Source organism: Plantactinospora sp. BB1, assembly GCF_003030385.1.
Lineage (GTDB): Bacteria > Actinomycetota > Actinomycetes > Mycobacteriales > Micromonosporaceae > Plantactinospora.
Window position 1 is genome coordinate 3,280,121 of sequence record NZ_CP028159.1, and the last position, 12,916, is coordinate 3,293,036.

Annotated in this window: 14 protein-coding genes; 7 read left to right on the forward strand and 7 right to left on the reverse strand. The window is 72.4% G+C overall.

The features are described from left to right. Positions 1-86: 86 nt before the first annotated feature. Positions 87-1,694, reverse strand: a complete 1,608-nt coding sequence (locus tag C6W10_RS14320; RefSeq protein ID WP_107258511.1) for a SulP family inorganic anion transporter — start codon at positions 1,692-1,694, stop codon at positions 87-89. Then, entirely contained in the window at positions 1,691-2,023 is a 333-nt protein-coding gene (locus C6W10_RS14325; protein ID WP_107258512.1) for a helix-turn-helix transcriptional regulator, read from the reverse strand. The genes C6W10_RS14320 and C6W10_RS14325 overlap by 4 nt, the downstream gene beginning before the upstream one ends. Before the next feature lie 177 nt (positions 2,024-2,200). On the opposite strand from C6W10_RS14325, the gene C6W10_RS14330 reads away from it, so the two are divergent. The 4 genes from C6W10_RS14330 (at position 2,201) to C6W10_RS14345 (ending at position 7,893) form a co-directional block, all read left to right on the forward strand. Continuing rightward, complete coding sequence (locus C6W10_RS14330) at positions 2,201-3,835, forward strand: amino acid permease (protein ID WP_107258513.1); 1,635 nt, start codon at positions 2,201-2,203, stop codon at positions 3,833-3,835. Continuing rightward, on the forward strand, positions 3,832-5,202 hold the full coding sequence (locus C6W10_RS14335; protein ID WP_199853367.1) for a glutamine synthetase family protein: 1,371 nt from the start codon (positions 3,832-3,834) through the stop codon (positions 5,200-5,202). Before C6W10_RS14330 ends, C6W10_RS14335 begins: the two co-directional genes overlap by 4 nt. Continuing rightward, positions 5,183-6,589 (forward strand): aldehyde dehydrogenase, encoded by a 1,407-nt coding sequence (locus C6W10_RS14340; protein ID WP_304598540.1) that lies wholly within the window; start codon positions 5,183-5,185, stop codon positions 6,587-6,589. The genes C6W10_RS14335 and C6W10_RS14340 overlap by 20 nt, the downstream gene beginning before the upstream one ends. A 155-nt stretch (positions 6,590-6,744) precedes the next feature. After that, positions 6,745-7,893: a VCBS repeat-containing protein gene (locus tag C6W10_RS14345; protein WP_234361904.1), complete on the forward strand. Its 1,149-nt coding sequence runs from the start codon at positions 6,745-6,747 to the stop codon at positions 7,891-7,893. 56 nt (positions 7,894-7,949) lie between these two features. Here C6W10_RS14345 and C6W10_RS14350 read toward each other — a convergent pair whose 3' ends face one another. The 3 genes from C6W10_RS14350 to C6W10_RS14360 form a co-directional block, all read right to left on the reverse strand. Then, positions 7,950-8,138, reverse strand: a complete 189-nt coding sequence (locus tag C6W10_RS14350) for a DUF397 domain-containing protein (protein WP_107258515.1) — start codon at positions 8,136-8,138, stop codon at positions 7,950-7,952. Then, the gene (locus tag C6W10_RS14355; RefSeq protein ID WP_107258516.1) at positions 8,129-8,941 is read right to left on the reverse strand and encodes a DUF5753 domain-containing protein; all 813 of its coding nucleotides are present in this window, start codon (positions 8,939-8,941) and stop codon (positions 8,129-8,131) included. The genes C6W10_RS14350 and C6W10_RS14355 overlap by 10 nt, the downstream gene beginning before the upstream one ends. A 105-nt stretch (positions 8,942-9,046) precedes the next feature. Then, complete coding sequence (locus C6W10_RS14360) at positions 9,047-9,325, reverse strand: glutaredoxin domain-containing protein (RefSeq protein ID WP_107263939.1); 279 nt, start codon at positions 9,323-9,325, stop codon at positions 9,047-9,049. 118 nt (positions 9,326-9,443) lie between these two features. Here C6W10_RS14360 and C6W10_RS14365 point away from each other — a divergent pair, with 118 nt between their 5' ends. From C6W10_RS14365 to C6W10_RS14375, 3 genes are all read left to right on the forward strand, one after another. After that, on the forward strand, positions 9,444-10,217 hold the full coding sequence (locus C6W10_RS14365) for a 3-oxoacyl-ACP reductase (protein ID WP_107258517.1): 774 nt from the start codon (positions 9,444-9,446) through the stop codon (positions 10,215-10,217). Positions 10,218-10,292: 75 nt separating this feature from the next. Continuing rightward, a complete protein-coding gene (gene map, locus C6W10_RS14370) occupies positions 10,293-11,150 on the forward strand; it encodes a type I methionyl aminopeptidase (RefSeq protein WP_107258518.1) in 858 nt (285 codons plus the stop codon). Positions 11,151-11,163: 13 nt separating this feature from the next. Then, entirely contained in the window at positions 11,164-11,874 is a 711-nt protein-coding gene (locus C6W10_RS14375; RefSeq protein WP_107258519.1) for a VIT1/CCC1 transporter family protein, read from the forward strand. A 19-nt stretch (positions 11,875-11,893) separates the two neighbouring features. Here the strand turns inward: C6W10_RS14375 and C6W10_RS14380 are convergent, their stop codons facing one another. Both C6W10_RS14380 and C6W10_RS14385 read right to left on the reverse strand, forming a co-directional pair. Continuing rightward, complete coding sequence (locus tag C6W10_RS14380) at positions 11,894-12,391, reverse strand: nitroreductase/quinone reductase family protein (protein WP_107258520.1); 498 nt, start codon at positions 12,389-12,391, stop codon at positions 11,894-11,896. A 74-nt stretch (positions 12,392-12,465) separates the two neighbouring features. Further along, positions 12,466-12,888 carry a ferritin-like domain-containing protein gene (locus C6W10_RS14385; RefSeq protein ID WP_107258521.1) on the reverse strand — a complete coding sequence of 141 codons (423 nt, stop codon included), beginning with the start codon at positions 12,886-12,888 and terminating at the stop codon, positions 12,466-12,468. Positions 12,889-12,916: the final 28 nt, after the last annotated feature.

A 12,916-nucleotide genomic window follows, 5' to 3' on the forward strand; every position in this document is an offset into this window, starting at 1 on the left:
ATGATATTGCCGAAATCAAGTACCGACACGCCAGGACGCTGCCGGGCCGGGCCGTGTCGGGCGGCGGGGCCGCCTCGGACGGCGGGTCAGCCCGACCGTACGGCGGCGATCGCGGCCGGGGCGTCGGCGTGCACCCGCTCCCGGAGCAGGGCCAGTACGCCCAGCGCGGCCAGGGCCCGCCGGTGCTCGGGCCGGATTCCGGAGACGTGCACGGTGATGTTCCGGTCGTGCAGGTCCTCGACCGCCTCGCGCAGCGCCAGCGCGCCGGAGGCGTCGATGGCGGTGACCCGGGAGAGCCGCAACAGCACCACGTCGACCCCGTCGATGTGGGAGAGCGCCTGTCGCAGGTGATGGGCGGCGGCGAAGAAGAGCGGTCCGGTCGGCCGGTACACGGCGAAGTGCGGCAGGTGTTCGTCGTGCGGTACCCGGTCGACCCGCAGGGAGCCGGCGACCTTGCGCAGGGCCAGGCCCCCGGCGACGACCAGGCCGAGGAGTACGGCGGCCACCAGGTCGAGCAGCACCGTGGCGCCGGCGGTGAGCACCAGGACGAGCGCGTCGGAGCGGCCGGCCCTGGCCAGCGCGCGCAAGGTGCCCAGGTGCACCATCCGGACGGCGGTCGCCAGCAGCACCCCGGCGAGCGCCGCGATCGGGATGCCGGCGACCAGCGGGGCGGCCGCGAGCATGATCACCGCGAGGACGAGCGCGTGCGACAGCGCGGCGAGCCGGGAGACCGCTCCGGCCCGTACGTTGACGGCGGTGCGGGCGATGGCGGCGGTCGCCGGTACCCCGCCGAAGAGCGGCGTGACGATGTTGGCGATGCCCTGCCCGAAGAGTTCCCGGTCCGGGTGGTGCCGCTCGCCGCGCCGCATCCCGTCGGCGACGGTGGCGGAGAGCAGCGACTCCAGGGCCGCCAGCGCCGCGACGGCGACCGCCGAGGTGAGCAGCGGGCCGACGGCGTCGAGCCGGAGGAAGGCCAGCGAGGGCTGGGGCAGGGTGGCCGGCAGCGCGCCGATCCGGGCGACGTCGACGTGCCACACCTGGGCGCCGACGGTCGCCGCCCCGACGGCGAGCAGGGCGGCCGGCACCTGGGGTCGCCACCTCAGCACGACCAGCACCAGGGCCGCGACGCCGGCCGAGAAGGCCACCGAGGGCCAGTGCGGCTGCGCGGCGAAGGCCGCCGCCGCGCGTACCGCGACCGCGAGGACCTGCTCACCGTGTGCCGGCACGCCGAGCGCGGACGGAACCTGCTGGAGGAAGATGATCACCGCAATGCCGGCGGTGAAGCCCTCCACCACCGGGGCGGGCACGAACCGGGCGTACCGCCCGGCCCGGGCGACGGCGAGGCCGACCAGGATCAGGCCGGCGAGCAGCCCGACGGTGAGTACCCCGCCGGGCCCGTACTGCGCGACGATCGGCACGAGTACGACGGTCATCGCCCCGGTCGGCCCGGAGACCTGGAGGTTGGAGCCGCCGAAGACGGCGGCGAGCGAGCCGGCCACGATGGCGGTCGCCAGTCCGGCGGCGGCGCCGAGCCCGGAGGCGACGCCGAAGCCGAGCGCCAGCGGGAGGGCGACCACCGCGACGGTGAGCCCGGCCAGCAGGTCGGCGCGGGGATTCCGGCGTACGGCGGCCAGGTCGGCCCGGCCGGGCAGCAGGCCGAGGAGCCTTTCCCGGCCCGCACGGTCGACGCTCACTCGGGTTCCACCGTCAGGGAGGCCAGCAGTTCGGCCTGGCCCTGCAACATCTCGGTGAGGATCCGCCGGGCGGCTCGCATCAGGTCCGCCACGTCCGGGCCGGCGAGGGCGTAGACGACGGTCGCGCCGTCCCGGCTGGAGACCACGATCCCGGCCCGGCGCAGCACCGCGAGCTGCTGGGAGAGGTTGGACGCCTCCACCTGGGTCTCGGCGAGCAGTTCGCGGACCGGTCGGGGACCGTCGCCGAGGAGTTCGAGTACGCGGATTCGGATCGGATGCCCGAGCATCCGGAAGAACTCGGCCTTGGCCTGGTACAGCGGAACCGGCATATGAGCAATTGAAGACTTCTTCAAATGGTCGGCTCGACGCCCTGGGCGGAAGCGTGATCTCGGTCACTCGGTCGGCATCGGTTGACGTGGATCTTCGGGAGGCGCACGATCTCGAACAGAGGCGTGACGCCGGTCACACTTCGCGTCCCACCCCGGAGCCGGACCAAGGAGACGCCGATGAGCACAGCCGTCCCGCCGCCGCGTACGCCGGTGGACCCCGGGGTCGACCTCGACGAGCAGCGCCTCGCCGAACTCGGCTACCAGCAGGAACTGCGCCGGAAACTCTCCGGCTTCTCCAACTTCGCGGTCTCGTTCTCGATCATCTCGATCCTGGCCGGCGCGATCACGTCCTACGGCATCGCGATGAACTCCGGCGGCCCGCTGGCGATCACCCTCGGCTGGCTCTTCGTCGGCGGCATGGTGACCCTGGTCGCGCTCGCGATGGCGGAGATCTGCTCGGTCTACCCGACCGCCGGGGCGCTCTACTGGTGGGCGGCGGCGCTGGCCAAACGGAACAAGGCGGCCTGGGCCTGGTTCATCGGCTGGTTCAACTTCCTCGGCGAGGTGGCGGTCACCGCCGCGATCGACTTCGGCGCGGCGATCACCACCTCGGCCTTCCTCAGCCTCACCTTCGACCTGGCGGTCACCCCGGAACGCACCTTCGTGGTCTTCCTGGTGATCATCGTCGCGCACGGCCTGCTGAACACCTTCGGCGTCAACCTGGTCCGGCTGCTCTCCGACGTGAGCGCCTGGTGGCACCTGGTCGGGGTGGCGGTCATCGTCGGGGTACTGGCGATCGTGCCGGACCAGCACAAGCCGATCTCCGAGGTCTTCTTCGAGGTACGCAACGCCACCGGCTTCGACTTCACCGGCGCGGCGGTCTACGCCGTACTGATCGGGCTGCTGATGGCGCAGTACACGTACACCGGCTACGACGCGAGCGCGCACGTGGCCGAGGAGACCCACGACGCCGCCCGGGCGGCACCCCGGGGCATCGTGATGTCGGTGGTGGTCTCGGTGATCGCCGGCTTCTTCCTGCTGGTCGCGATCACCTGGTCGATCCGGGACTACGACGCCCAGCGGCAGACCGAACTCGGGCTCCCGCCGGCCCAGATCTTCATCGACGCCACCGGCCAGACCACGGGCACCTTCCTGCTCTTCATCTGCGTGGTGGCGCAGTTCTTCTGCGGGATGGCCTCGGTCACCGCCAACTCCCGGATGGCGTACGCCTTCAGCCGGGACGGCGCGCTGCCCGGCTCGGCGATCTGGCGCCGGGTCAACCCGCGCACCGGCACCCCGACCAACTCCATCTGGCTCTGCGTGGCCTGCTCCAGCCTGCTGGTGCTGCCGTCGCTCTGGAACACCACCGCCTACCTGGCGGCCACCTCGATCGCGGTGATCGGCCTCTACATCGCGTACGTCGGGCCGGTCTTCCTGCGCCGCCGCAGCCCGGACTTCCGCCCCGGCCCGTGGAACCTGGGCCGGTGGAGCCCGCTGGTCGGCTGGCTGGCGATCGGCTGGGTGGCGGTGATCTGCGTACTCTTCGTGCTCCCCACCACCGCGCCGATCACCGCGACGACCTTCAACTACACGATCGTGGCGGTCGCGGTGGTGCTCGGCGCGGCCGGGCTCTGGTGGCTGCTCGGCGCCCGGCACTGGTTCACCGGCCCCCGGCAGAACGTGGTGCCGACCGTCGCCCAGCCCGACCCGGACATCCCCGACCCGGACATCCACGACCCGGCCCCGGACGGTCCGGCCCCCGGCACCCCGGCTGCGGACCGGGCGGGCGCGGCGGACGGGGACCGGGCATGAGAGCCAGGGTTCCGTCGCTGAGCCTGGAGGCGCTCCGGGTGGCGGTCGACAGCGGCGACATCGACACGGTGGTCCTGGCCCTGGTCGACATGCAGGGGCGGCTCCAGGGCAAGCGGTTCCACGCGCCGTACTTCCTCGCCGAGGTGCTCCGGCACGGCAGCGAGGGCTGCGACTACCTGCTCGCCGTGGACGTGGAGATGAACACCGTCGACGGGTACGCGATGTCGAGCTGGGAACGCGGCTACGGCGACCTGGCGATGGTCCCCGACCTCGGCACGCTGCGCCGGGTCCCCTGGCAGCCCGGCACCGCGATGCTGCTGGCCGACCTGCGCTGGCCGGACGGCAGCGGGGAGGTCCCCGCCTCGCCCCGGCAGATCCTGCGCCGCCAGCTCGACCGGCTCGCCGCGCACGGGCTGACCGCGTACGCCGGGACCGAGCTGGAGTTCGTGCTCTACCGCGACTCCTACGAGGACGCCTGGCGCCGGGGCTACCGCGAGCTGACCCCGGCGAACCTCTACAACGTGGACTACTCGCTGCTCGGTACCGCCCGGGTCGAGCCGCTGCTGCGGCGGATCCGGGTCGAGATGGCCGGCGCCGGGCTGACCCCGGAGAGCGCCAAGGGCGAGTGCAACCTCGGCCAGCACGAGATCGCCTTCCGGTACGCCGACGCGTTGACCTGCGCCGACAACCACGTCGTCTACAAGAACGGGGCGAAGGAGATCGCCGCCCAGGAGGGTATGTCGATCACCTTCATGGCGAAGCCGAACGAACGGGAGGGCAACTCCTGCCACATCCACTTCTCGCTGCGCGGCACCGACGGGCGGTCGGCGATGCTCGGCGACGGCCCGGCCCGGCTGTCGCCGACCGGCACCCGGACGCTGGCCGGGCTGCTGGCGACGATCCCCGACTTCAGCCTGCTGATGGCGCCGAACGTGAACTCGTACAAGCGCTACCAGCCCGGCTCGTTCGCCCCGACCGCGCTGCGCTGGGGCACCGACAACCGCACCTGCGCGCTGCGGCTGGTCGGGCACGGCCAGGGGATGCGGGTGGAGAACCGGCTGCCCGGGGCGGACGTCAACCCGTACCTGGCGATCGCGGCGCTGGTCGCCGGGGCGGTACACGGGATCGAGGCGGAGTTGGAGCTGGAGCCGGAGTTCGCCGGCAACGCGTACGCCGACGAGTCCGCGCCCCGGGTGCCGGGCACGCTGCGGGACGCCCTCGACCGCTGGACGGCCTCGCCGCTGGCCGCCGACGCGTTCGGGGCCGAGGTGGTGGCGCACTACGCCAACCAGGCGCGGGTGGAGTTGGCCGCCTTCGACGCGGCGGTGACGGACTGGGAGCTGCGGCGTGGCTTCGAACGACTCTGACGCCACCGGTTCCGGCACCGGGGACTCCGACGTCACCGAGGTGGTCAACCCGGCGACCGGGCTGGTGGTGGCGACGGTGCCGCAGACGAGCGCGGCCGAGACGGCGGCGGCGGTCGACCGGGCGGCCCGGGCGTTCGATTCGTGGCGTCGGGTGTCGCCGGGCGACCGGGCCCGGCTGCTGCGCCGGTTCGCCGCCGTCGTCGACGCGCACGTCGAGGAGCTGGCCGAACTGGAGGTGCGCAACGCCGGGCACACCGTCGGCAACGCCCGCTGGGAGGCCGGCAACGTCCGGGACGTGCTCGACTACTACGCCGGGGCGCCGGAGCGGCTGACCGGGGCGCAGATCCCGGTGCCGGGCGGGCTGGACGTCACCTTCCACGAGCCGCTCGGCGTGGTCGGGGTGATCGTGCCGTGGAACTTCCCGATGCCGATCGCCGGCTGGGGGTTCGCCCCGGCGCTCGCCGCCGGCAACACGGTACTGCTCAAGCCGGCCGAGCTGACCCCGCTGACCGCGCTCCGCCTCGGCGAGCTGGCGCTCGACGCCGGGCTGCCGCCGGACGTGCTCACCGTGCTGCCGGGCCGGGGGAGTGTGGTGGGCGAGACGTTCGTGGCGCATCCGGCGGTCCGGAAGATCTGCTTCACCGGCTCGACCGAGGTGGGTACCCGGATCATGGCCGGCTGTGCCGCCCAGGTGAAGCGGCTGACCCTGGAACTCGGCGGCAAGAGCGCCAACCTGGTCTTCGCCGACGCGGACCTGGAGCGGGCGGCGGCGACCGCGCCGTACGCGGTCTTCGACAACGCCGGCCAGGACTGCTGCGCGCGGTCCCGGATCCTGGTGCAGCGCCAGGTGTACGACCGCTTCCTGGAGTTGCTGGAGCCGGCGGTCAAGGCGTTCCGGGTCGAGGATCCGGCGCTGGAGACGGCGGAGATGGGCCCGCTCATCTCGGCCGGACAGCGCCGATCCGTCTCCTCCCATGTCGACGGTGCCGAGGTCGCCTTCACCGGTGGCTGCCCCGAGGGGCCCGGCTTCTGGTACGCCCCGACGGTCCTGCTGGCCCGCTCGCCGGCCGAGCGGCACTGGCGGGAGGAGATCTTCGGGCCGGTCGTCTCGGTGCTCCCCTTCGACGACGAGGCCGAGGCGGTGGCGCTGGCCAACGACACCGAGTACGGCCTCTCCGGCTCGATCTGGACCCGCGACCTGGGCCGGGCGATCCGGGTGGCCCGGGGCGTCGAGTCCGGCAACCTCAGCGTCAACTCGCACTCGTCGGTGCGCTACTGGACGCCGTTCGGCGGGATGAAACGCTCCGGCCTGGGCCGGGAGTTGGGCCCGGACGCCCTGCACGCGTTCACCGACGTCAAGAACGTCTTCCTGGCCACTGACGGGTAGTCGTCAGCGAGAGGCGTCGACAACGCTGTGTGACTGTCGGAATGCGGTTAGTTGCCTGCCGTCCCGGGTCGCCCGCTCCTAGCCTGCTGCTCACACAGCACTGTCAGCCGTGGACAGCGTCGCTGACCTCGGCGAACAGGGGAGGGTCGGTGGGGATGGACCGCAGGAGAAGACCGGTCGGTGCGGTGCTCGGGGAGCGCCGCACGCGGACCGCTGGAAGACGTCCGCACGGCTGGCTCGCCGTGCTGCTCTGCGCCGGTACGCTGGCCGCCGCGATCCCGGCCCCGGCCGGGGCCGCCGGCGCGTTCCAGCCGATCCACGGCGACATGAACGGCGACGGCCGCGTCGACCGGGTGACCTCCGGTGGCTCCGGCGACCGGTGCCGGATCTCCGTGGCACACGGGCTGCCGCAGGGCGGGTACGGCCCGGTGACCGACCACTACTACCGGCTGCCGGGCTTCACCGGCCGGATCATCGACTGCCCCGACACCGGGGAGTACGTCGACCTCGGCGGCGACGGCACGCCGGAACTCGTACTCGCCTGGTTCAACGGGCCGTCGAACAGCCTCGGCTACTGCACGCTGGTACTCCGGGAGTACCGTCCGATCGCCACACACCGGTTCGTGTGCCGTCCCGGCGGCATCCACTCGGCCGACTTCGACGGCGACGGGCTGCGCGACATCTACGTCGTCACCGACGATCCGGACGGCTTCCAGACCTACCGGAACACCCCTGCCGGTCGGCTGGTCCCCGGAGCGCCGAGCCACTGGGGCAACAATCGCGGCTACCACATCGCCGACTTCGACGGCGACGGCGGGATGGACGTGGTGCTGCACTACATCGAGGGCGCGGAGCGGCCCTACGAGGGCTTCGTCGCGGCCTTCGGCGACGGCACCAAGGTGCAGTTGGCCGGCGAGGACGAGTACGAGACGTTCCGGGTCGTCGACGCGGACCGGGACGGTCGACCCGACGTGGAACTCCGCACCCCGAGCGTCGTGTCGGTGCGGATCAACCGGGGGGACCAGACCTTCGTCGAGGCACCGTTGGCCAACGGCGAGCGGGTGGACGCGTGGCGGGGCCGGCCGAACGTGCTCGCGGTGCGGGCCAACGACTACGCGAGTTGGAACGCGGCGCTGTCGGTGACCGGGCAGCCCCGGTACGGCCGGGTGACCCGGTCCGCCTCCGGCCGGGAACTGGTCTACGAGCGCACCGCCGCGCACGGCCTGGCCGACACCTTCAGCTACCGGCTCAGCCAGAACGGCCGCAGCGACACCGCGAACGTCACGGTCCGGATACGGGACTGATCAGGAGTACGCCGACGGCGTCGCCGGGCCGGACGGTCACGGCGGCGTCGTCGTGCTCAACGGCCCTTCGCCGACCCGACGAACGCTCGCCACGCGTCGGCGTCGAAGGCGAGCGTGCCGGCGTCCCGGTCCTTGCTGTCCCGCACGAGTACGACCCCCGGCAGGTTGTCGGCCACCTCGACGCAGTTCCCGCCGCTGCCGCCGCTGCGGGTGGACTTCCGCCAGTTCGCCTTCGTCAGATCCATGGCCGCACGATCTCCTTGATCAGGCCGAGCGACTGCCCGGCCGGCAGCGCTACGTTCCGGACACTCTCCCACCTTCCCAGCAGAGCTTCCACGTCCTCGGTCCGGTCGACCACGGACCCGCCGAGTTGGTTCTCCAGATGCCCGACCCAGCCGCCCTCCTCGGACCGGGAAAGCACGAATGGACCGCTCAATCCCGCATGCAAGCCGGCGTTGGAAGGAAGCACGTGCACATGGATGTGTGGGCGTTCGGCCATGTTGAGCAGGTGAAGGAGCTGCTCGGCCATCACCTTCTCGTAGCCATTGACGAACCGGCGCAACGCCGTCTCCTCGATCACGGCGACGAACTGCGGTGGGTGTTCCTGAGTCAGGATCGCTTGCCGGGATATCCGGGCATTGACGAGGGTCTCCACCTCCTCCTCGGTGCGGGTGTCGTCCGCGCCGCGAAGGATCGCGCGGGCGTAGGCGGGGGTCTGGAGGAGGCCGGGAATCAGGTTGGGCTCGAAGCAGCGGAGTTGCTTCGCCACCCGCTCCGCGTCGAGCCAGGGGCGGAACCAGATCGGCTCGCCGTCCCGCTCGGCGAGCGACAGCAGCGACACGAACAGGTTTCCGGTCTTGAAGATCTTGTCCGCTCGCGCCAGGTAGTCGGCGTCCAGTGGACGTTGGCCGAGTTCGACCGCCGACACCATCGAGCCGGAGAAGTGCGCCAGCTTGCCGTACTCGTCCTGGCTCAGTTCGGCGTTGGTGCGCATCAGCCGCAACTGGGTCCGGATGAGGTCCGCGGTGAGGATGAGCTTGTTCGCCATGCTTGCTCCACAGTGCTCCGGGTACCGCCGGAAATGACCGCGCCGAGAGTAACCCTGTCGCAGCGGCGTGTCACCGGCAGAAGTGGCGGCGGAACCGGCAGAACCTCAGCCCTGGTCGTTGCGGAGATGCGGGGCGTGCTCGCGTACCGCCGCGAGGAGCTGGCGGTGGGACGGGTTGACCATCGGGTGGCCGGCAACCGTCACCGTCGGCACGGTCTCGTTGCCGTCCGCCACCGAGCGGACGAAGGCCGCCGCGTCCGGATCCCGCCAGATGTTCACCTTCCTGACCGGCAGCCGGGTGAAGAGCAGCCGGAACCGCAGCTTCATGCAGTACGGGCACCCCGGTCGCCAGTAGAGGACGACCTCGCCCCGATCCTCGTCCATCCGGACCACCCCGCTTCCGTGCCCCTGCCGGGCAGCCTAGCGGCCGAACGGTACTCGACCAGGGGCCGCCGTTCGGCGAGGATGCCGGAACGGGCCAGCGACGGAAGGACGGGCCGCGATGGTGACGAGTGACCGACTGGCCGGGCGGGTGGCGGTGGTGACCGGTGCGGGCAGCGGGATCGGGCTGGCCACGGCACGGCGGTTCGCCGCCGAGGGCGCGTACGTGGTCTGCGTCGACGTCGCCGCCGAGGCCGGAGAGGCCGCCGCCGACGAGGTGCACGGCGAGTTCGTGGCCTGCGACGTGGCCGACGAGGCACAGGTACGCGATCTCTTCGACCAGGTCGCGGCCCGGCGCGGCCGGATCGACATCGCGTTCAACAACGCCGGCATCTCCCCGCCGGAGGACGACTCGATCCTGACCACCGGCCTGGACGCCTGGGAGCGGGTGATCCGGGTCAACACCACCAGCGTCTACCTCTGCTGCAAGTACGTGCTGCCGCACATGCTCCGCCAGGGCAAGGGCTCGATCGTCAACACCGCCTCCTTCGTCGCGCTGATGGGGGCGGCCACCTCACAGATCGCCTACACGGCGAGCAAGGGCGGGGTGCTGGCGCTGACCCGGGAACTCGGCGTGCAGTTCGCCCGGCAGGGGATCCGGGTCAACGCGCTCTGCCCCGGGCCGATCGGCACCCCGCTGCTGCGGGAACTCTTCGCCAAGGACCCGGAGCGGGCCGCCCGGCGGCTGGTGCACGTACCGATGGGGCGGTTCGGCGAACCCGAGGAGATCGCCGCCGCGGTCGCCTTCCTGGCCAGCGACGACGCCTCGTTCATGACCGCCGCCCAGTTCGTCGTGGACGGGGGGATCACCGGCGCCTACGTCACCCCGCTGTGAGCGCGGCGACGGGCGGCTGTCGTCCGGGTCACCGAAGCGTGAGTGCGTGCCGGCGCCGACGTTAGGGTGGAAGTCATGACCGTCCGTGCGCCGTTGACCCCCGGCACGCTCTCCCCGTGGCGCCAGGTGCCGCCCCACATCGTCCGCCCCGAGTACGTCGGCAAGAAGCGGCCGAAGGAGTGGCGCGGTTCACACGTGCAGTCCGCCGAGACGATCGAGAAGATGCGGGTCGCCGGCCGGATCGCCGCCCAGGCCACCCAGCTCGCCGGTGAGCACTGCAAGCCCGGCGTCACCACCGACGAGATCGACCGGGTGGTGCACGAGTTCCTGATCGACCACAACGCCTACCCCTCCACCCTCGGCTACAAGGGCTTCCCGAAGTCGTGCTGCACGAGCCTCAACGAGGTGATCTGCCACGGCATCCCGGACTCGACCGTGCTGATGGACGGCGACATCATCAACGTCGACGTGACGGCGTACCTCGACGGGGTGCACGGGGACACCGACGCCACCTTCTGCGTCGGCGAGGTGGCCGAGCCGGCCCGGCTGCTGGTGGAGCGGACCCACGAGGCGATGATGCGGGGCATCCGGGCGGTCGCCCCGGGCCGGCAGATCAACGTGATCGGCCGGGTGATCGAGTCGTACGCCAAGCGGTTCGGCTACGGGGTGGTCCGGGACTTCACCGGGCACGGCATCGGCGAGGCGTTCCACAGCGGGCTCTACGTGCCGCACTACGACAGCCCCCGGCCGACCGACGTGATGGAGCCGGGGATGACGTTCACGATCGAGCCGATGATCACCCTCGGCACCCACGAGTACGACGTGTGGGAGGACGGCTGGACCGTGGTGACCAAGGACCGGCGCTGGACGGCGCAGTTCGAGCACACCATCGTGGTCACCGAGGACGGCCACGAGATCCTCACCCTGCCGTGACGGACGGGCACCGGTGACGGACGCGGCCACCCCGGTCAGCGAGCACCACCACGCGGACGTCTCCGGCGGCTGGCTGCGCCCCGCCGTCTTCGGCGCGATGGACGGCCTGGTCACCAACATCGCGCTGATCGCGGGCGTCGGCGGTGGCGGGGTCGCGCCGCGCAACATCGTGCTGACCGGCTTCGCCGGGCTGGTCGCCGGGGCGATCTCGATGGGGCTCGGCGAATACACCAGCGTGCAGTCGCAGAACGAGCAGGTGGCCGCCGAGGTCGCCAAGGAGCGCCGCGAGCTGGAGCGGAACCCGGCCGGCGAGGCCCGGGAACTCGTCGAGACGTGGGTGCAGCGGGGGCTGCCCCGGCACCTGGCCGAGCAGGTCGCCGAGGTGCTGCGGCACAACCCGGACGAGGCGCTCCGGGTGCACGTCCAGGAGGAGTTGGGCGTCGACGCCGACGAGCGGCCCAGCCCGTGGACCGCCGCCTTCTCCTCCTTCCTCTGCTTCTCCGTCGGTGCCGTGGTGCCGTTGATCACCTATCTGCTCGGCTTCTCCAGCCTCTGGCTGGCGCTCGGCGTGGGCGGTCTCGGCCTCTTCGTCGCGGGTGCGGTCGTCGCCCGGTTCACCAAGCGGCGGTGGTGGGTCAGCGGTGGCCGGCAACTGCTGCTCGGCGCGGCGGCCACCGCCGCGACGTACCTTGTCGGCCGGCTCATCGGCGTCGGCGTGAGCTGACGGCCGCCCCGGAGCCGAGCTACCCCTCGGTGGAGGTCCGTTCGAGTCGGAAGACCCGGATGTCCCGGCCGCCGGCCCGGCGAACGTAGGTCCGGTACGCCGGCCACTCGGCCACCAACAGCGCCCAGAGCCGCTCCCGCTCGGCGCCCTGGGCCAGCCGGGCCCGGACCGGTATCCGGGTGCCGTCGACGGTGACCGTGGCGGCCGGGTCGGCGAGCAGGTTGAGCGCCCAGGCGGGCTGCTCGGGGCGACCCCAGTTCGAGCCGGTCACCACGAAGGCGTCGCCGTCCGGCACGTAGAGCAGCGGATTGCTGCGTGGCCGCCCGGACCGCCGCCCGGTGGTGGTGATCAGCAGTGACGGCACCAGCCCGAGCGCCACCACCCGGCCCCGGGTCAGCCTGGCGACCAGCCGGTCGGCCGGGACCAGCAACGGGGTGCAGGCGGCGAACCAGCGCGCGTGGCCGAGCCGGCGTACGGCCCGGCCGAGGGCGGAGACCGGTCTTCCCAGAGCGGACATCGGTACAGTGTGCCGGCTGTGGCGTCGCCACCGTCCGCCGACACCGCGATCCGGGGCGGGCCCGGGCCCGCGGGTCAGGCCGGGCGGCCCGGGAACGGCACGGTGGCCGGGCTGACCCCGGCCGTCCCGCGCCACCGGGTGGCCCGGACCGCCGCGTCGGTGAGCCCGTCCAGCGCCCGGCTCCGCTCGGCGCCCTCGGTCGCCGGCAGCGCGGCCCGCCAGACCGCCGCGGTCCGCTCCTCGACCTCGACCGCCAGCCGCAGCGCCCCGGCCTCGTCGGTGACGGCGAACGGCAGCGCGTACGCCGGCTCGGGCGCCGGCACCGGGCCGCCCCGCTCGGTGAGGAGCAGCACCAGCGCGTCCCGCCGGCCGCGATGTGCCGCCTCGGCGGAGCGGGCCTGTTCAGCGGCGGCACCGGAGAGGCGTACCCCGATCAGCCCGTACGCGTAGACCGCCGCGTGCTCGGCGGCCAGCGCCGCCGCCAGTGCCTCGGACATCACGCCACCCCTTCCCGCGCCCCGTCGC